The organism is Roseococcus sp. SYP-B2431 (assembly GCF_004336745.1).
Taxonomy (GTDB): domain Bacteria; phylum Pseudomonadota; class Alphaproteobacteria; order Acetobacterales; family Acetobacteraceae; genus Roseococcus.
The window spans coordinates 597,736-616,503 of sequence record NZ_SJXD01000025.1 but is presented as its reverse complement, the minus strand read 5'-3'; the positions used below and the strand labels follow the sequence as shown (position 1 = coordinate 616,503).

The following is an 18,768-nucleotide window of genomic DNA, read 5'->3' as shown; positions in this document are numbered from 1 at the left end:
CTCCTCGGCATTTCCATGACGGCAGCGGGCGTGGCCGGATCATGGGCGCGCTCTTCCCGGCGGTCGGGGCGGATCCGGCGCAGTGCCACGGATCGGGCCGTAGAATCCTGAGGCGCCCAAGGCGCCGGATAGGCCGGCCCTGGACAGGCTGACGGCGTCGGCTCTTGCCGCCGATTGGCCACTCAGCCGGGTAGCCCGCATCAATCCCCGAAAGGCAGCGCTGCCCAGGGCGGCCATGAAGACAGCCGGCATCGAGCGGAACAGCCACGCGCCGGCCATGGCGAGCTGCATCTGCGGCGCGATGCGCCGCCCCCATGCCCGATGGAACTCCGCCGCATTCCGGCCCAGGACAATGGATTCCGCCGCCGCGATGCCGGAAGCGAGCGCCATGGCGATCCCATCGCCAGCCAGGCTCGGGATGACGGAGAGCTGATCTCCCACGCGGTACAGATCACCCGTACCGCAGTGAACGAAGCCGAAGGGAAGCCCCGCGACGGCCAGGGGCCTGGTCCAGGCAGGCCGGGCCTCCGCCAGCAATCGCCCGGCCAGGGCGGATCCACCTCGGACCCGTTCCAGCAGGCCTTCGGTGCCGGATGGCACCGGTCCGGTCAGCGCCAGGCAAAGGTTGGCCCTCCCGTCCGGTCCGGGCTGCAGACCGGCATAGCCGCCCTGGAAGCGCAGCAGCGCGATCTCGGGCGCGAGGTGGAGCTCTTCCAGATGCAGCTTCAGCCCGACCGCTCGAGATCGGGAGGCTCTTGGCTGGCCGCGGAAGGCATGCTTGCCCGTCGCCAGGACGGCATGCCGGGCGCGCACCGGAGTGCCGCGGAGCGACCATCCTTCCGGAGCGGGATCGGCGCCCTGCACCGTCACGCCGGCGATAAGCTTGACGCCGCACGAGATGGCCAGATCGCGGAGCGCCGCATCCAGCCGCTGCCGAGGCAGGCCGTAGGCCGCGAATGGCAGGGAGGCGGCGGCCACGCGGGCACCTGCGGCCACGCGCAGGCCATGCAGCCGCACCGCACCGAGCGACAGGGGAGTCAGTCCCAGCCCGCGCAGCAGCGACACGGCATCCTCGCTCAGGAACTCGCCGCAGACGCTCTCCGGCGCCGAGGCGCAGCGGTCGATGAGGGTGACCTGCCGGCCTGCGCGGGCGAGGGTGATGGCGGCGGCACAGCCGGCCGGACCCGCGCCGATTACCGCCGTCTCCGTCATCGCCCCCTCTGTCACCGCACGACGCTCACCTGCCAGCGGAACGGGAAGGCCCATCGCAGCTGCGCCTCAACCTGAGCCTCCGCCAGCAGACGCCGCCAATCGGCCCGCGTGAAGCCGCGGGCGATCGAGACCGTGCTGTCATGCACCACCATCGGATGTAGGCGCAGCAGGCGGAAAGCACCCCAGATGAAGCCCCATGGGAGCCAATGCCGGTGCAGGTCCGAAATCAGCCAGCCGACGCGCGACCTCGCCTCCAGCCAGACCAGGAAGCGCGCGAGGGCGGCGTCGTCGAGATGATGCGCGAAGAGGCTGCACAGCACGACGTCGTAGCTGCCCTCCACCGCGAAGGCATCGGCCGTGATCCACTTCGCGGGAACGCCGCGCGCCATGGCATGCCGGGCTGCCCATGGGCTGACATCCAGCCCGGTCAGTTCCACCGCGATCCGCCGCTGCTGCGCCCAGACCGCGATGCGGGCCAGCAGGTCGCCCCCGCCTGCACCCACGTCGAGGATCGAAAGCGGGCGGCCGCCCTGGCGCGCCGCCACGCGGTCGAGGAAGCCGAGCACCGGCCGCGCGGCGAGGCTGAGTCGGTTGATGAGGGCCAACTCGGCCAGCGCGGTGTCGAAGCCCGCCGCCTCCGGATCGTCCATCCACTCCGGCTGGCGCGAGCGCTGGCGCAGCATCACGCAGCCGTGAAGCGCATGGACTCCGCCGAGAGGCCCGGCCCGAAGGCCAGCGCGCATCCCGGCGAGCCTGGAAGAGCGTCCCGCATCATGCGCTCCAGCACGAACATCACGGTCGCCGAGGACATATTGCCGAACTCGCGCAGCACCTGCCGGCTCGTGTCCAGAGCGGCCGCCGGCAGGCCAAGGCCATGGGCGACGGCGTCGAGAACGGAACGGCCGCCAGGATGGACGGCCCAATGCGAGACCTCGGCCGGCGGCATGCCGCCGAGCATCGCGTCGATCTGGTCCGGAAGGGCGCGCGCCAGGGTCAGCGGCACGAGGCCGGAGAGGCGCATGTCGAAGCCGCTGTCCGCAATGCGCCAGGTGATCTGATGCGCCGCCTCCGGCATCACCGTGGCGTGGAAGCCGTCCATCCGCAGGCCGCGGGCATCCTGGCTGACGAGCGCCGCCGAGCAGCCGTCGGCGAAGAGAAGCGAGCAAAGCAGGGGCTCCGCCTCGCGGGCCGGCTGGAGGTGCAGCGTGCAGAGCTCCAAATTCACCACGAGCACCCGCGCCCTGTGGTCGCCGCGCGCGATGTGCCAGGCGAGCTTGAGCGCGTTGATCGCGGCCTGGCACCCCATGAAGCCGACAATGCTCCGCTCCACGCTGGGCGACAGGCTGAAGCGGCGCATCAGCCAATGGTCGAGACCGGGGGCCGCAAAGCCTGTGCAGGTCGCGACGATGAGGTGAGTGACGGCTGACCCTTCCGTCTCCATTCCCAAGGCCATGCAGGCCTGCTCCGCCAGATGCGGGGCCTCCGCCTCGAAGCGCGCCATCCGCGCGCCGGTGCTCGGGAAGGCGGCGACGGTGTAGAAGCCGCAGACGCTGCCCGTCGCATCCGGCAAGGGTTCCAGGACGGAGTGGCGCGAGGCGATCTGCGCGCGCTGCGCCAACCGGGCGAAGGCTTCTCTCGAGTGCGGCTCCTGCAGCTGACGTTCCGCAAAGGCCCGGAATGCCTCGTGAACCTCGTGTCGGGGCACGGCCGTGGCGATTCGGTTGATGTGCGGGAGGCCCATGCTTCCTCTTGCCTGTGCAGGCCGGAGTCACTGACTCAGGGGCCGGTAAAAAGAAGCTCAACGCGGGAGAGCGTCGGGCAGATGCAAATGCACCCACTATTGCGTCTTCACCCCAACGGCGGGGCTCGGGGCCGGTTGCTGTGTCGCCCGCATTCTTTGCCAACATCTGATGCGCCAATTGGATTTGCGGCCGGCGATTGAGCGGCGCTTGCGACATCTGAAGGAGGGAGCCTGCCTTCGTTCGCGAGCGACGGCCGGGACCCCGGCATCGTCCCCGCCCGGGCAAGCGACTTAGCCAAGTGGTCTGCTTGGCCCCTGGCCGGCCGGCAAGGCTCATATCGGTGGCCGAAAGCGATATTTGCATGAAGCAGATTGGAGGAGCATGCCTCCCTGGTTCAGAAGGTAATTTCTCGTACTAACATTTGCGATACATCCGAAATGACCTATCTCTATTACAGCAACCCTCGCCTTCCACGGCAGTTTGCTCTGCTCCACATCCGAATTGCAGAGTCTGCCGTGTCCGATAACGCCCGAGATGGCCTTTTACCTGGCGATCCCCTCCAACAAATTTGGTCACGCGCTGTCCTCGACGGGGCTCAGGCGGCCATGGCGGGATTCCTGCTGTCGAAGCGCTGGTACCCCGCCAAGGATGCCGGCCCCCCGGATGTCGCCCTGGATCGCCTGCATCCCCTCACGACAGAGGATGTCGCCGCCGCAATCGCCGTCTGGCGGGTAACACCCCCGGGACAGCCGCAGATGCGGCTCTTCGTCCCGCTGGCCCTGCTCCCAACCGGTCTCGCGCCGGACGGCGATGTCATACTGGATCTTGGCCGGGCGAGAGATGGCGGCGGCATGCAGCTGGTCGAAGCTTTCGCTGACGACCGTTTCGTCCGGGGCTTCGCCGAAATGCTGTTGAGCGGGGCAGCACCGGACCCGCTCAGCTGTGGCATCACAGCCCAACTTCAGACACTTGACATGCAAGGACGCTGGAACATCCGTCGAGGCAGTGCCGAGCAGTCGAACACGTCGATCAGGCTGGGCGAGGACCTCATTCTCAAGGTGATCCGGAAGCTGGAGGACGGCATCCATCCGGAACTGGAGGTCGGGCGCTTCCTGACCGACGTAGCCGGCTTTTCTGCCACGCCGGCCATGCTCGGCTGGCTGGAGCTGGATGGCAGCACCTTGGCCCTCCTGCAGCGCTTTGTGCCCAACGAAGGCGATGGCTGGTCCTGGATCCTGGACCGCCTGGCCGGCGACGACGCTGCGCAGGCGGAGGCGACCACCTGGCTTCATCGCCTCGGTGCGCGCACGGCGGAGATGCATCGGGCTTTCGGCACGCCCACCGCGGACGAGGCCTTCGGCCCTGAAGCCGTGGGGCCTGCGGACATCGCCGCCTGGGCGACCGCCGCGGAGGCAATGATCGGCCGCGCCCTGACGGGCCTTGAGGGCGCCTTGCCCCGCCTGCGCGGCGAAGCGCGAAGCCTCGCGGCAGAGGTGCTGGGGCAGCGGGCCGCGATCGGGGCCGCGCTGCATGACGGCATCCGCGAGGCGCGCGGCTTCGTCCGCACGCGGCATCACGGCGACTATCACCTCGGGCAGGTTCTCGTCACGGCGGGCGATGCGGTCATCGTGGACTTCGAGGGCGAGCCGCTGCGGCCGCTGGCGGAGCGCCGCGCCAAGCAGGCGGTGCTGCGCGACGTCGCTGGCCTGCTGCGCTCGATCTCCTATGCCGCAGCCACTGCGGCCCGCGCCCTGCCGGATGCCGCCCCCCGAATCAAGGACTGGGAAGCCTTGGCCTCGCAAGCTTTCACCCAGGCCTATTGGGCAGCCGCCACCGATATCCCCAGCCTTCCGCGAGAGCGCTCCGAGGCCGAGCGGCTGCTGCGGTTCTTCATGCTGGAAAAGGCGCTCTACGAGGTCGCCTATGAACTTGCCAACCGCCCCGACTGGCTCGCCATTCCGCTGCGAGGCGTGCTGGCGCTGCTGCAAAATAACGGACCGGCGCGGCGGGCGCATGCCATGCCCTTCGGCGCGGAGTTGCAGCCGGACGGCCAGGTGCGCTTCCGGCTCTGGGCACCGTCGCATGCGGCCGTGCAGATCGAGATCGAAGGCACACCTCCGCGGCCCATGGAGGCGCTCGGCGACGGTTGGCACGCCCTCGTCACCGATCGGGCGCGCGCCGGCTCGCACTATCGCTTCGTGCTGCCGGATGGGCTGAAGGCCCCCGATCCGGCGTCCCGTTACCAGCCGGAGGATGTGCACGGGCCTAGCGAGGTCATCGACCCCGCTTCCTATGCCTGGCGAGATGCCGGCTGGAAGGGCCGTCCCTGGGAAGAGGCCGTCATCTATGAGCTGCACATCGGCGCCTTCACGCCGGAGGGCAGCTTCCGTGCGGCGATCGGGAAGCTGGATCATCTCGTCGAGCTCGGCGTCACCGCGATCGAGATCATGCCAATCGCCGATTTCCCGGGCCGGCGAAACTGGGGCTACGACGGCGTCCTGCCCTACGCACCCGATGCCAGCTACGGCCGCCCTGAGGATCTGAAGGCGCTGGTCGACGCCGCCCATGCGCGCGGCCTGATGGTCCTGCTGGACGTGGTCTATAACCATTTCGGGCCGGAAGGTGCCTATATCCACGCCGTCGCGCCGCAGACCTTCACCGATCGTCACAAGACGCCCTGGGGTGCCGCCATCAACACCGACGGAGCAGGTTCGGGCCCGGTGCGCGAATACTTCATCCAGAACGCGCTCTACTGGACGCAGGAATACCACCTCGATGGCCTTCGGCTGGACGCGGTGCACGCGATTCTCGACGACAGCCCGAAACATCTGCTGACGGAGCTCGCTGAGCGCGTCCGCGCCGCGGCACCGGACCGTGAGATTCACCTGCTCTTGGAAAATGAGGAAAACCAGGCCAGCCGGCTGACCCGGTCCGGCGCCGGCGATGCCCCGGAATACACGGCGCAATGGAACGACGATGTTCATCACGTGCTGCACGCCGCGGCGAGCGGAGAGGGCAAGGGCTATTACGCCGACTACCTTGGTGACACCGGGAAGCTCGCCCGCGCGCTGGCGGAAGGCTTCGCCTTTCAGGGCGAGGTCATGCCCTATCGCGGTCATGCCCGGGGCGAGCCCAGCGTCGGCCTGCCGCCAACGGCCTTCGTCGCCTTCATCCAGAACCACGACCAGGTCGGCAATCGCGCCTTCGGCGACCGCCTGACGAACTTCGCGCCGCCGGAAGCGGTCCGCGCCGTGGCAGCCGTCTATCTGCTGCTGCCGCAGATTCCCATGATCTTCATGGGGGAGGAATGGGCTGCCGCGCAGCCCTTCCCCTTCTTCTGCGATTTCGGCCCCGAGCTCGCCGATGCGGTGCGGAACGGCCGGCGTGAGGAGTTCGCCCGCTTCCCTGAATTCCAGGACCCCGAGATGCGCGAGCGCATCCCCGATCCCATGGCCGAGGCCACCTTCACCTCGGCGAAACTGGTTTGGGAGGATCGCGAGTTCGGAGCCCATGCGGATTGGCTCGGCTGGTATCGGCGCGCCATCGCGGCACGCCGTGCCGAGATCGTACCGCGCCTGTCCCGCATCCGGGCCGGCGGCACGCATAGGGCGGTGGCTGACGGTGCGGTGGTGGTGCGTTGGGCGGTAGCCGGCGGGGAGACGCTGGTGCTGGCCGCCAACCTCTCCGGCCAGACCGTGGCCGGCTTCCCCGCGGTCGTCAGCCGGGTGATCTGGGAGGAAGGGGCGCAGGCTTCCGGTGAGGTGCTCGGCCCTTGGTCGGTTCGCTGGACTATCGAGACGGCCGGGGCCGGCAAAACGGCGGGAGAGGAGTCGAGCCTCGACAGGCTCGCCCTGCGCATGGGCATCGAGCCCGAATTCCGTAACGCCCATGGGGAGATGGTCCGCCCGACCGCCGAGGCCAAAACTGGGCTGCTGACCGCCATGGGGCTCGACGTCACCGACGACGCGGCGGCCCGGGCAGAGCTGGACCGCCTGGACCTGGATGCTTGGCTGCAGACCCTCCCGGCCGTTGTCGTGCTCGGGCCCGAGGAGTCCGGCGCGGCCCTGGTCCTGCCCGCAACAGCGACGATCGTTCAGTGGCGCCTCACCCTGGAAGATGGCGCGGAGCGACAGGGGCGGACAGATTTCGCCTCTCTCGACCTGCTCGAGAGCGCTCGGGTGGAAGGACTTGACCTGCAGCGGCGCAAGCTGTCGCTGCCCGATGGCCTTCCCTGGGGCTATCATCGCCTGAATCTCGAGCCGGGAGGCGCGAGCACCCTGCTGATCGTCACGCCGGGCCGGTGCTGGCTGCCCGCGGCGTCGGAGAGGGGCGAGCGCCTCTGGGGCGTCGCGGCCCAGCTCTATCTCCTGCGTTCGGCCGGCAACTGGGGCATCGGGGACTTCAGCGACCTTCGCAGGCTCGTCGAACTTGCGGCCGAGCAGGGCGCGGCGCTCATCGGCCTGAACCCGCTGCACGCCATGTTCCACGACGACCCGGAGCATGCGAGCCCCTACTCCCCGGCCAGCCGCCTGCTGCTGAACATCCTCTACATCGACGTCCAGGCCATCCCGGAACTGCAGGACTGCGCGGAAGCTCAGGCCCTCATCGCGAGCATGAACTTCAAAGCGCGGCTCGAGGCCTGTTGCTCCAGCCCCCTGGTGGCCTATGGCGAGGTCACCGCGCTGAAGCTCTCCGCATTGGAGACGCTCTTCGCCGCCTGCCGGGACGCAGCCCCCTCGGCCAGATGGATGGATTTCCGAGCCTTCTGCCGCGAGCAGGGTGAGGTGCTGGAGCGCCATTGTCTCTTCCTCGCGCTGCGTGAGCATTTCGCCCAGCAGGATCCCAGCCTTGCCGACTGGCACAACTGGCCAGAAGGCTTCCGCGACCCTGGCTCGCCCGAGGTGCGGGATTTCGCGCAGCGCCATCGCGACCGGGTCGACTTCCTGGCCTGGATGCAATGGATCGCCGACACCCAACTGGCCACCGCCGCCACGACCGCGGTCGAGCTGGGTATGTCCGTCGGCCTCTATCGCGATCTCGCGGTGGGCGCCGATCGAGCCGGAGCGGAGACCTGGAGCAATTCCATCGCGGTGGTCTCAGGCGCGCAGGTCGGCGCGCCGCCGGACATCTTCAACACCGCGGGGCAGGATTGGGGCCTGCCCCCCTTCAATCCGCATGCCCTGCGCGCGGAAGCCTATCGCAGCTTCATCGAGCTCCTCCGCGCCAACATGCGCCATGCCGGGGGGCTGCGGATCGACCATGTGATGGCCCTGCAGCACCTTTATCTCATTCCCCAAGGCAAGAAGCCGGATGACGGGGCCTATCTGCAGTACCCCATGGAAGAAATGATCGGCATCCTGGCTTTGGAAAGCCACCGCCACCGGTGCCTCGTGGTCGGCGAGGATCTGGGAACCGTACCGGAAGGGTTCCGCGAGCGCATGGCGGCCGCAAATATCCTGTCATACCGTGTCCTGTTCTTTGAACAGGATGGCGAAAGCGGCGCTTTCCTGCCTCCCGAGGACTATCCGGCCCCGGCCCTTGCCGTCGTCGGGAGCCACGACCTGCCGACGCTGCGCGGCTGGTGGGAAGGCCGCGATATCCGACTGCGGGAGGAGCTGGGCCTGTTTCACGACGCAGCCGCGTCCGAAGCACAGCGCGTGAATCGGCAACGAGACCGCTCGCAACTGCTGCTCGCCCTGCGCGAGGCCGGCACGCTGCCGGCCGACGACGGCGAGCCGGACCCGTCGTGCCTCGCCAGGGCCGTACATGCCTTCCTGGCCAGGACGCCGGCCATGCTCGCCATGGTGCAGATCGACGATCTCACGGACGAGGCCCACCCCGTCAATGTGCCTGCGACCGACCAGGAGCACCCGAACTGGCGCCGCCGCCTGTCGATCAGCCTCGACCAGCTCGCGGCCTCCCCGCGCTGGGTCGACATCGCCGAAAGGCTCAGTCAGGAGCGAGGCGGCAAGGTTTGATCTTCAACGGCCCAGAACGACGGACCCTCGGCCTCCAAGCGGAAGCGCTTCATTGTCCTGCCTGGACGGACAGCTCAGCCGAGCTGCCCCCCGACGCTCGGCGCCCTCACGCGCGCCGGCGCGATGGCGATCTGATGGCGACCCGGTCAGCTCTTGGTGGCTCGATCGTGGGTGTGATGCTTGTCCCGCTCGCCGCCGCCGCCGGACACCCGGCTGCTGTTGCTATTCGTTGGGGCGCCAGCCTTGGCGGGTGGCGGCGTCCGGGTGGTCTCCCCGTGGCTCCCTCCCTGGTGACTGCTGCCGGGCCCGCCCGCATGCTTGCTCGTGTGATCCTTGTTGCGCTGGGTCATGATCAACGATCCTGCTGATAGCCTTGATGATGGGTATTGGGGGCGACCCCGTCCGTCCCGCTGTCGCGATCGTGAGTCGGCTCACGCGCCTTGCCTTGGTTGGCCCGCGGATCGGCTCCTCCCATCCCGTGCTTGTCACGTTCCTGTGGCGTGCGGTTGGCGGGAGGAACCGGGGGCGGATGCGCTTTGGATGACATGGACATGCTCCTTTGGATCTCGATGGAAGAACCCATGGGCCGGCGGATGGTTCACAAATTTCTCGCGCGAGCTTCGCCGCGCCGAGCTAACGCCTGTTCCGGACCTCCACCGCATTCACGGCAAGCTGGGGCGTCTGACCGCTCTCCCAGGCATTCGCGCCGGCCGCTGGCGTCGGAACGGTGATCTCCGAGCGGGCCCGCCGCTTCTCCGCCATGGAGACGCCCAGACCGCGGTCTCGCGCCGCGACGATCTGTGGATCGAGCTGGCCGTCGCGCGTGTATCCCATCATGAGTTGCGGAATGCCGAGGGGCAGCGCATCGCCGCGGTCCACCTGCCAGGTGTGCCACGTCTTGCCGTAGGTATTGGCGAGCTGCCGCATGGCGACGGTCTCCACCGCCTCCGGAATCCCTGGCATCACGAGCTGTCCCGAGGTGGTCTCGTAGTGATGGCTGTGCCAGAGCCGCTTCTCGTCCTCCGGGAGCTGCACGAAGAGCCGCTCCGAGATGATGTACTCGATCCCGATGAGCCTGGACTGCTGCGTATTGCCGTCGAAGATCGTGCACTGGTGCAGGTCTTCGGTCAGATGGGTGCAGTAGTGGTGGGATTCGACCGGCCGGCCCATGTCGTCGGCGTAGAAATGGAAGCCGTTGAGGTAGAGGTCCATCGCGTTCAGCGGCGCCTTGGTCTGCAGCAGCGCCGCGCCGGCGGCCAGCGCCCGGCTCTGGAGCGAGGGCGGTTCGCCGGCTGCCGGCGGTCCGCTGCCATGCGCCGGCTGCGCCTGGGCCTGACGGCCGCAGGCGCAGGCCGCCGCGGCCCCGGCCAGCAAAGCAGAGCCGAAGCCACGCCGGCCTGGCGTGGAGCAAAGTCGGTTCATGGCGAAAACCTTTCCAAGTGGATGACCACCGGCGCCCCGCATGGCCGGGTCGAAGAGCAGGCCGCAATCGCAGGACCGGCGCTCGAGTTCCTCATAATGACCACTTCGCTTCGGTCCCGCCTTTTGCTGACGCGAAGCTAGCTCATCGGCGGTGGGGCGGATCACAACCTTTGATGGCGTGGGACGCCCATGACGCGTGCTAAGCACGTCGCATGCCCTCTCCTGCCAAGGCCGATGTCGCCCAGCAATTCGCTGCCATACCCTTGCGGGATGCGGGTGAAGGAATGGAAGTGCTGCTGATCACCAGCCGCCGAACGCATCGCTGGGTGCTGCCGAAGGGGTGGGCCGAGGATGGCCTGACCGGCCGCGAGCTTGCCGCCAAGGAGGCCTTCGAGGAGGCCGGCCTGATCGGCCGGATGAGCGCCTCGGCCATCGGATCCTACGGCTACCAGAAGATGCTGGCTGACGGCAGGCAACGGCGCTGCAACGTTACCGTATTCCGCATGACCGTTGAGCGGGAGCTGCCGCATTGGCCGGAGCACATGCAGCGCCAGCGGCAATGGTTCCGGCTCCCCGCCGCGGCATCCCTGGTGGACGAGCCTGATCTCGCGGCCTTGCTCCGGCTCACCGTGGCCGCCTCCTAGCGAATCCTCGTTCCCGCGAGGCCCGTGCTTCCGCCGTGAGCACGATCCGAGCCGCCCCCACTGACAGGAGAGCCCTCATGCCTGTTCCGTTGCCCGAGGATGCCACCGCCTTCGATGCCGCCGCCGATCACGAGCGCGGCGACGGGGTGCATGAGGTCGCGCCGGACATCGCCTATCTGCGGCTCGCGATCGTCAACGTGGCCTTCCTCGGCCCGGCCGGCGCCGGAGACCGCGGCTGGGTGCTGGTCGATGCGGGGCTGCCCGGAACCAAGGGGATGATCACCCGTGCCGCCGAGGCGCGCTTCGGCGCCGGCGCGCGGCCCGCGGCGATCCTGCTCACCCATGGGCATTTCGATCACGTCGGCGTGCTGGTGGACCTCGCGGAGGAATGGGACGTGCCGGTTTTCGCACATGCCCTGGAGCATCCCTACCTGGACGGCACCGCAGCCTATCCGCCGCCCGATCCCGGCGTGGGCGGCGGGCTCATGAGCACGCTCTCGCCGCTCTTCCCCCGCGACCCCGTCCGCCTCGGCACGCGGCTGCGCGCGCTCGGCGCGAATGGCGGCATGCCCGTGCTACCGGCGTGGCGATGGGTCTTCACGCCGGGCCACAGCGTCGGCCATGTCTCGTTCTGGCGCGAGGCCGACCGCGCGATGATTTCCGGCGACGCCTTCATCACCACGCGGCAGGAATCCGCCTATGCCGCAATGACCCAATCGCCCGAGATGCACGGCCCACCGGCCTATTTCACGGTGGATTGGGAGGCTTCGCGCGAATCCGTGCGCCGCCTCGCCGCCCTTGAGCCGGAACTGGTGGTGGCGGGTCATGGAAGGGCCATGCGGGGGGCCGGGATGCGGGCCGCGCTGCACCGTCTTGCCAAGGACTTCGACCGGCTCGCGCGGCCGGAGGCCGGAACCTATCTGGACCGGCCGGCGCGCGCCGAGGACGGGACGGCCTATCGGCCGCCGGGCTGAACATCCACCGTGTGGATGCGGAAGGCCTCGTCCGGCGCCTCGCCCGCGGGGTCGCTGCGCAGCTTGCCCAGCGCGAGGCGCATGCCGTCGGCACCGGCCTCCCAGCGGTCCTTGATCGTCGCCGGCGTGAAGTCGAAGGGCGCGCCCAGGCCGGCCTCGTCCAGCCCGGCGCGGTAACCCAGGCACACCACCGTCGCGGGCCCGCCGCCCTCCGCCTGGGCGAGCAGCGCCGCCAGTTCCGCGTCCTCGCGCTCCGCCTCGGGCAGCCGCTCCGCAAGCCTCGCGATCGCACGCCGGAGCCGCTGCTCCTTGCCGCGGCTTTCGAGCAGGCGCCGCGTCTGGTTGCCGAAGACGAGGTCGGCGGCGCGGCTCATCGAGGCGCCGAGGGAGCGCGGCCGGCTGCCCGCAGGAGCGAAGAGCTCGACCACCACACAGTCCAGCGCGCCGGCGCGCGGCGCATCCAGCACGAGGTCGAGCGGCGCATTGACCGAGAGGCCCCCGTCCCCGAGCAGCCGCCCCTCCACCTCCACCGGCGCGAAGACTGGCATCAGCGCGCCTGAGGCGACCAGGTGGCGCGGCGTGATGCGGGCCCCTTCCGCGGTGTCGAAGACGACGCGCTCGCCCGACACGACATCCGTCGCCGTGATGCTCACGCGGCATGGCCCCCCATTCAGCCTCTCGAAGTCCACGGCCGCGGCAAGGCGGCGTTCCAGCGGCTCCAGATCGAAGACCGCCGGCGCCTGGCCGATCCCGAAGGGCGATGCCGCTCTCGGCCGGAACAGGCCAGGATGGCCCATGAGCATCGATTGCATCGCGCCCGCGAGATTGTAGGCCCTGCGCCACGCGCCCACGGCCGGCGGCGGCCCGAGCATATAGGTGGCGAAGGGCGCGGGATCCGTCGCCAGGCCCTGCCAGAAGCTCCGGAGTCGCTCCGCGCCTCGGCCGGGCGGGGCGCCGGCGAAGATCGCCGCATTGATGGCGCCGACGGAACTGCCCGAGATCCAGTCCGGGCCACGCTCCCCAGCCTCTTCATAGGCCGCGCAGGCCCCCGCTTCGAAAGCTCCCAGGGCGAGACCTCCCGACAACACGAGGGCGCGGAGCGGATTCGGAAGCTCAGTGCGGGAAGCGGATGTGGACATAGCTCCTCAATCCGCCTGGGCGGCGCCGGTTGCCCGGTCGAGACGGCCGCCGGCCAATCCACAAGCTCCTCGAACGCCGGTCGGCCACCCGCCCGCCTCAGAGCACACCAATAGGTAGTTCAGTTCCCAGGACAGTCTTGGCTGACGGGCGCCAGCCTTCCGCACCCCTCGCCTGAATTCGACAAACGCTGATTATTCATTGACGAAACATTTAATTCGGATCATCTTCTGTAAACACTCGGAGAAATACATAAAATGGCGCATTAACATTTGCACAGATACAATCTTAACATTTGTCATGAATAGATTTGACCAGCTCGCTATTGAAACCGAAGTGACGGTGAGGCCGTTCTTCCTGGCATCGATGCATGGGAGACGGCAGTGACGACACGCAAGGAAAGCCGTCGATGGAGCCGCTATGGCCGAGCCCTGGCGCTGGCCGTCGTGACCTGTTCGGCCTGCGCCCCTTCCCTCCCCTACGCCTCCGCGAGCCTGCCTCCGAATGCGGTGGTTGGCGCCGCTGACCCGCTCCGCTCCTCGGTCCTGTCCACCGCCTCCGCCTTCAGGTCTCCGGGCCGCCTGCCGCCCCCCGCCGCGGCGCGCGCCATCGCTCAGATGGAATTCCTCGCCGTGGAGCTGCCGGGCAGCCCGACGCTGCGCTTCTCGCCACCCACTCTCGGGCCGCAGCTGGATATCGCGCGTCAGGAGTGGCGGAGCGTCCTCGGGATCCCGCCCACCGCGCCGGCGCAGCCCGTGATCGACGGCCTCTACACCGCCGCCGGCGCTCTCGACACAGGACGTGACGACGTCGCCTTGGCGGCCCTGTCCCGGGCTCCGTTCCAGCGCGGCGGTCCCGCGACCCTGGCCATCCTGGCGGCGTTGCCACCCCTGCCCAACACGGCCGCCGCGGCGGCGACCGGGGTGCAGACCCTCCAGGAACCCAGCCCGAGCGGTCGGCGCGCGTTCTGATCATGTCCTCGACGCTCGCCGGCCGCCACGTTTCATCCACCGCCCCTCTGCCCGAAGACATCGGGAGCACCTGCCGGCCGGCTGGACTCCGCCTCCGGCTGCCGGCGCCTGCTCCCTGCGCCCTGGCTGTCGCCGCGGGCGTCTCCTGCACCGACCGAGGAGGAGCGGCAGACCGCGGCAAGCCCCGGAAGACCGCCTTCTCGTCACCTCAACCCGCGAAAGGAAGCCCCATGATCCGTCGCAACGTCTTCGCCGGCCTTGCCGGCACCGCCATGCTGGCTCCGCTGATCCTGCCCGCCGCCGCGCAAGGCGGCGACCTCGAGCTGCGGCGGCGGATCGTCTCCGCCAGCACCTTCTCGCTCATGACGAGCCGGCTCGCCCCGAACCACGCCGCCGCCGCGACGGTCAAGACCTTCGCCGGCTTCGAGGTCGCGGAGCAGACCTCGATCATGCAGGCGATGGAGCTCGCCGCGTTGCCGGTGGGCCAGGTGCAGATGGAGGCCGAGCACACGCGGCAGCTGCGCCAGCTGGAGACGCTCAATGGCGCCGATTTCGACCGGATGTACCTGCAAGGTCAGCTCACGGGCCATCGCGAGCTGCTCTCGCTCCATCAGCGCAGCGTCAGCTCCGGCGCGCGCGACGACCGGATCATCTCGACCATCGCGGTCGCCGGCATCCAGCAGCACATCAGCATGCTGCAGGGCATGCAGGGCGGCCGGGGCTGAACCGCTGCGGCTGCGGCGCTCCGGCGCCGCGGCTGCCGCCTCTCACGACGACATTACAGGAACGGAAGATCCGCATGGCAATGGACGGAACGAATGGCGCGGGCGTGGGCATGGGCCGCCGGCCGCCGCTGGTGTGCTTTTCCCATCTTCGCTGGAATTCCGTGTTCCAGCGGCCGCAGCATCTGCTGTCCCGCCTGGCGGCCCGGCGCGAGGTCTTCTTCTTCGAAGAGCCGATCTGGAGCGGGGAGGAGCGGCTTCAGGCGGAGACCTGCCCCGCCACGGGCGTGCAGGTGCTGACCCCCTTGCTGCGCGACCCCGGGGACCTCGATGCCCTGCGCCGGATGGTCGACGGGCTGGTCGCGCGCCTGGGGACGGCATCCGCCTGGTACTACACGCCGCTGGCCCGCGCCTTCTCGGACCACGTGCCCTGGCGGGCCATCGCCTATGACTGCATGGACGAGCTCGCGGCCTTCCGCTTCGCGGCGAGCGACATGAAGGCGCGCGAGCAGCGGCTCATGGCCGATGCGGATGTCGTCTTCACCGGCGGCCTGGGTCTCTTCGAGGCGCGCCGCGGCCAGCATTCCAATATCCATTGCTTCCCGAGCGGCGTGGATCTCGACCATTTCATGGCCGCAAGGAGCGGGCTCGCCGAGCCGGAGGACCAGGCGCATCTTCCGCGTCCCCTGCTCGGCTATTTCGGCGTGATCGACGAGCGGCTGGACATGGGGCTGCTGGCGCGCATGGCGGAGCTTCGCCCCGGCTGGCATTTTGCGATGCTCGGCCCCGTCGCGAAACTGGCGCCGGAGGAGCTGCCGCAGGCGCCGAACATCCACTGGCTCGGCGGCAAGCCCTATGCGGAGCTTCCGCGCTATCTCGCGCATTGGGACGCCGCGCTGATGCCCTTCGCCCTCAACGAAGCAACCCGCTTCATCAGCCCGACCAAGGCGCCGGAATACCTGGCCGGCGGATGCCGCGTGATCTCGACGCCCGTCTCCGACGTGGTGCGGCGCTTCGAGGGGATCGAGGCCGTCGCGATCGCCGAGGATGCCGAGGGCTTCGTCGCGGCCGCCGAGCTGGCCATGGCGCGCGGCGACAGCTCCGATTTCGCGGCCGTGGACGACCTTCTCGCGGACAGTTCCTGGGATGCGATCGCGGCGCGGATGTCCACCCTGCTGGAGGCCGAGGAGCACGGCCAAGTGCTGGCCCTCCCAACCCTTCATGCGCGGCCCGCCCCTCTTGCCGACCACCTGGTCGTCGGCGCGGGCTTCGCCGGCGCCGTGATGGCAGAGCGGCTGGCCTCCTCCGGCTCGAAGGTGCTGGTGGTGGACAAGCGCCCGCACATCGCCGGCAATGCCTATGACGAATACGATGCGGCCGGGCTGCTCATCCATCGCTACGGCCCGCATATCTTCCACACCAACAGCGACGAGGTCCTGGCCTATCTGTCGCGATTCACCCCATGGCGGCCCTATGAGCATCGCGTCCTGGCGCAGGTCGAGGCTGGCCTCGTGCCGATGCCGATCAACCGGACCACGCTCAATCGCGTCTTCGGCCTGGCGCTGAGGACCGAGGAGGAGGCACGCGGCTTCCTGGAAACGCTGGCGCGCCCGATGGAGGACATCCGCTCGGCCGGCGACTTCGTGATCTCATCGGTCGGCCCGCTGCTCTACGAGATGTTCTTCCGCGGCTACACGCTCAAGCAGTGGGGCGTGGATCCGTCGGAGCTGGATCGCTCCGTCACCGCGCGGGTGCCGACCCGCACCTGCGACGACGACCGGTACTTCCAGGACCGGCACCAGTGCATGCCGCTCAACGGCTATACGCGCCTGTTCGAGAACATGCTCGACCGCGACAACATCACGGTGATGACCAGCACCTCCTACAAGGAGGTGCCGGCGGGGCGCTTCGGCCACATGACTTTCACGGGACCGGTGGACGAGTATTTCGGCCACCGCTTCGGCCCGCTTCCCTACCGCTCGCTGCGCTTCGAGCACGAGACACTGCCCGTGGAATTCAAGCAGCCGGTGGCCACGATCAACTTTCCCGGTCTGGACACGCCCTTCACGCGCTGCACCGAATTCAAGCATCTCACCGGCCAGACGCATCGCCATACGAGCGTCTGCCGCGAGACCTCCTCGGCGGAGGGCGACCCCTACTACCCGATCCCGAACCCGGCGAACCAGGCGCTCTTCAAGCGTTACGAGGCGGCGGCGGATGCGGAGCGGGGCGTGACCTTCCTCGGCCGTCTGGGCACCTACCGGTACCTCAACATGGATCAGGTCGTTGGACAGGCCTTGGCGACGGCCCGGCGCATGATCGATCGTCCCGTCGCAGTGGCCGCGGACTGACGAGGTGCATTTCCGCAGCTTCGTCTGGGGAGGCTTCGAAGGAGCCTCCCATCGGAGGCGCGACGGTCACCGGATCGATTCCATCGCCACCAGCGCGCATGATGCGTGTGCGACCGCCGACTACGCACTGCTGCGCTCGATCGGCATAGGCACCGTGCGGGAGGCGCTGCGCTGGCACCTGATCGAGCAGGCGCCGGGCCGCTACGACTGGAGCTCGGCCCACGGGCAGCTGGCGGGCGCCCGTGCCGCCGGCGCCGAGGTGATCTGGGACATCTGCCACTGGGGCGTGCCGCAGGGCATGGACATCATGGCTGCGGATTGGCCCGGGAGGCTGGCCCGCTTCGCCGTCGCGGCAGCCCGTTGGCTGCATGCCGAAGGGGTGCCCGTCGCCGGCTGGGTTCCGGTGAACGAGATCTCCTTCTGGGCCTGGGCCGGCGGCGAGAAGGGACATTTCGAGCCCTATCTCCAGGACCAGGGCAGCGCGCTCAAGCGCCAGCTCGTCCGCGCCCACCTGGCCGTCACGCGCGCCTTGCGCGATGCAGGCTTTCACGAGCCGATCATGCTGGCGGAGCCGCTCATATGGGTGCTGCCGCGCGACGGGACGCCGGAGGCGGCGCAGCGCGCGCGCAACCTCATGGAAGGGTCCTTCGAGGCAGTCGAGATGATCCTGCGGGAGGATCCGACGGCGGTCGACATCGTCGGCCTCAACCACTACCCCCACAACCAGTGGTTCGAGGGCGCTGAACAGGTTTCGTCGGCCGATCCGCGGTACAGGACGCTGCGGCATCTCCTGTCCGATGTGGAGGCGCGGTTCCGGCTGCCCATGGCGCTCACCGAGACGGGCGCCGAGGAGCCGCGCGGCGACGCCTGGCTCGCCTATGTGGGCAACGAACTCGCCGCTGCCGCGGAGGACGGAATCGCCCTGCAGGGCGCCTGCATCTACCCGGTGATGGACTATTCAGGATGGGACAACGAGCGGCACTGCCCGTGCGGCCCTATCGGCCGCAAGGGCAGCGACCGCTTCCTGCGCCCAGGCCAGTCCGCTGCGATCCGGCGGCTCCTGGGACAGGGGGTTGCGGCGCGCGGTGGCGCGCCGCTTTAGGGTCAGACGCCGGCCTTCTCGCCGCTGACGCGGAGCTGGACGTAGCGGCGCGTGGTGGCGTCCAGATGGTCGGCGCACCACTGCGCCATGCGCTGCTCCTCCGTCAGGGACTGCTTCAGCGCCGCGGGCGCGGAGGCGTGTCCCGCCAGGTCCGCCAGGGTCAGGAGCGAGTTGTAGGTGGCGATCTCGTAGTGCTCGAAGGCGTAGTTCGCGAGCGAGTTCTTGATCACCTCGTCCGGTGCGACCGCGTGGCCCAGCGCCGCCATGTTCGCCATGAGGCCGGTCACCATGTCCTTCACGGTGGAATTGGACGTGCCCAGCTCCTCGAGGAGGTGGTCCAGCCGGTCGCGCTGGGCCTCGCTTTCCGTGATGTGCCGCCGCAGGACGGCCTCCATCTCCGGATAGTTCTCCAGCCTCTCGACCTGGCGGGAGAGGAGCTGAATGGCCTGCGTCTCGACGGCCCGGGCGTTCACGAGGCCCGTGATGTAGATGTCTTGAATGCTGTCCGTCATG

The 18,768-nt window shown here is 68.9% G+C and carries 13 protein-coding genes; 7 read left to right on the top strand and 6 right to left on the bottom strand.

The features are described 5' to 3' along the window. Positions 1-39 precede the first annotated feature (39 nt). From EJV46_RS14195 to EJV46_RS14185, 3 genes are read right to left on the bottom strand one after another with little or no spacing between them, the layout of a single operon-like run. A complete protein-coding gene (locus tag EJV46_RS14195; RefSeq protein ID WP_165585539.1) occupies positions 40-1,212 on the bottom strand; it encodes an NAD(P)/FAD-dependent oxidoreductase in 1,173 nt (390 codons plus the stop codon). Between the two features lie 11 nt (positions 1,213-1,223). Next, positions 1,224-1,895 carry a methyltransferase domain-containing protein gene (locus EJV46_RS14190; protein ID WP_131549281.1) on the bottom strand — a complete coding sequence of 224 codons (672 nt, stop codon included), beginning with the start codon at positions 1,893-1,895 and terminating at the stop codon, positions 1,224-1,226. Next, positions 1,895-2,953: a type III polyketide synthase gene (locus EJV46_RS14185; protein ID WP_131549280.1), complete on the bottom strand. Its 1,059-nt coding sequence runs from the start codon at positions 2,951-2,953 to the stop codon at positions 1,895-1,897. Before EJV46_RS14185 ends, EJV46_RS14190 begins: the two co-directional genes overlap by 1 nt. A gap of 438 nt (positions 2,954-3,391) precedes the next feature. Between EJV46_RS14185 and treZ the strand changes: the two genes are divergently transcribed. Beyond that, on the top strand, positions 3,392-8,932 hold the full coding sequence (gene treZ / locus EJV46_RS14180) for a malto-oligosyltrehalose trehalohydrolase (protein ID WP_240782553.1): 5,541 nt from the start codon (positions 3,392-3,394) through the stop codon (positions 8,930-8,932). Positions 8,933-9,565: 633 nt separating this feature from the next. On the opposite strand, the gene EJV46_RS14165 is transcribed toward treZ, so the two are convergent. Continuing rightward, on the bottom strand, positions 9,566-10,354 hold the full coding sequence (locus tag EJV46_RS14165; protein WP_240782552.1) for an OBAP family protein: 789 nt from the start codon (positions 10,352-10,354) through the stop codon (positions 9,566-9,568). Positions 10,355-10,566: 212 nt separating this feature from the next. Between EJV46_RS14165 and EJV46_RS14160 the strand changes: the two genes are divergently transcribed. Continuing rightward, positions 10,567-10,998: an NUDIX hydrolase gene (locus EJV46_RS14160; protein ID WP_131549278.1), complete on the top strand. Its 432-nt coding sequence runs from the start codon at positions 10,567-10,569 to the stop codon at positions 10,996-10,998. A 77-nt stretch (positions 10,999-11,075) separates the two neighbouring features. Then, the gene (locus EJV46_RS14155) at positions 11,076-11,972 is read left to right on the top strand and encodes an MBL fold metallo-hydrolase (protein ID WP_131549277.1); all 897 of its coding nucleotides are present in this window, start codon (positions 11,076-11,078) and stop codon (positions 11,970-11,972) included. Here EJV46_RS14155 and EJV46_RS14150 read toward each other — a convergent pair. After that, positions 11,954-13,111, bottom strand: coding sequence for a patatin-like phospholipase family protein (locus tag EJV46_RS14150; protein WP_131549276.1), 1,158 nt, complete (start codon positions 13,109-13,111; stop codon positions 11,954-11,956). The two genes, EJV46_RS14155 and EJV46_RS14150, sit on opposite strands and share 19 nt — an antisense overlap. Positions 13,112-13,492: 381 nt before the next feature. On the opposite strand from EJV46_RS14150, the gene EJV46_RS14145 reads away from it, so the two are divergent. From EJV46_RS14145 to EJV46_RS14130, 4 genes are all read left to right on the top strand, one after another. Beyond that, on the top strand, positions 13,493-14,080 hold the full coding sequence (locus tag EJV46_RS14145) for a hypothetical protein (protein WP_131549275.1): 588 nt from the start codon (positions 13,493-13,495) through the stop codon (positions 14,078-14,080). Between the two features lie 230 nt (positions 14,081-14,310). Continuing rightward, positions 14,311-14,805, top strand: a complete 495-nt coding sequence (locus tag EJV46_RS14140; RefSeq protein ID WP_165585538.1) for a DUF4142 domain-containing protein — start codon at positions 14,311-14,313, stop codon at positions 14,803-14,805. A gap of 74 nt (positions 14,806-14,879) precedes the next feature. Next, complete coding sequence (gene glf / locus EJV46_RS23275) at positions 14,880-17,153, top strand: UDP-galactopyranose mutase (RefSeq protein WP_131549273.1); 2,274 nt, start codon at positions 14,880-14,882, stop codon at positions 17,151-17,153. A 4-nt stretch (positions 17,154-17,157) separates the two neighbouring features. Beyond that, a complete protein-coding gene (locus EJV46_RS14130) occupies positions 17,158-18,255 on the top strand; it encodes a beta-glucosidase (RefSeq protein ID WP_131549272.1) in 1,098 nt (365 codons plus the stop codon). A 2-nt stretch (positions 18,256-18,257) separates the two neighbouring features. Here EJV46_RS14130 and EJV46_RS14125 read toward each other — a convergent pair whose 3' ends face one another. Continuing rightward, positions 18,258-18,767: a ferritin-like domain-containing protein gene (locus EJV46_RS14125; RefSeq protein WP_131549271.1), complete on the bottom strand. Its 510-nt coding sequence runs from the start codon at positions 18,765-18,767 to the stop codon at positions 18,258-18,260. Position 18,768: the final 1 nt, after the last annotated feature.

Bases quoted from the DNA above. Each gene is read 5' to 3' on its own strand.
- EJV46_RS14195 (WP_165585539.1), bottom strand. From the start codon at position 1,212: ATGACGGAGACGGCGGTAATCGGCGCGGGTCCGGCCGGCTGTGCCGCC.
- EJV46_RS14190 (WP_131549281.1), bottom strand. From the start codon at position 1,895: ATGCTGCGCCAGCGCTCGCGCCAGCCGGAGTGGATGGACGATCCGGAG.
- EJV46_RS14185 (WP_131549280.1), bottom strand. From the start codon at position 2,953: ATGGGCCTCCCGCACATCAACCGAATCGCCACGGCCGTGCCCCGACAC.
- treZ (WP_240782553.1), top strand. From the start codon at position 3,392: ATGACCTATCTCTATTACAGCAACCCTCGCCTTCCACGGCAGTTTGCT.
- EJV46_RS14165 (WP_240782552.1), bottom strand. From the start codon at position 10,354: ATGAACCGACTTTGCTCCACGCCAGGCCGGCGTGGCTTCGGCTCTGCT.
- EJV46_RS14160 (WP_131549278.1), top strand. From the start codon at position 10,567: ATGCCCTCTCCTGCCAAGGCCGATGTCGCCCAGCAATTCGCTGCCATA.
- EJV46_RS14155 (WP_131549277.1), top strand. From the start codon at position 11,076: ATGCCTGTTCCGTTGCCCGAGGATGCCACCGCCTTCGATGCCGCCGCC.
- EJV46_RS14150 (WP_131549276.1), bottom strand. From the start codon at position 13,111: ATGTCCACATCCGCTTCCCGCACTGAGCTTCCGAATCCGCTCCGCGCC.
- EJV46_RS14140 (WP_165585538.1), top strand. From the start codon at position 14,311: ATGATCCGTCGCAACGTCTTCGCCGGCCTTGCCGGCACCGCCATGCTG.
- glf (WP_131549273.1), top strand. From the start codon at position 14,880: ATGGCAATGGACGGAACGAATGGCGCGGGCGTGGGCATGGGCCGCCGG.
- EJV46_RS14125 (WP_131549271.1), bottom strand. From the start codon at position 18,767: ATGACGGACAGCATTCAAGACATCTACATCACGGGCCTCGTGAACGCC.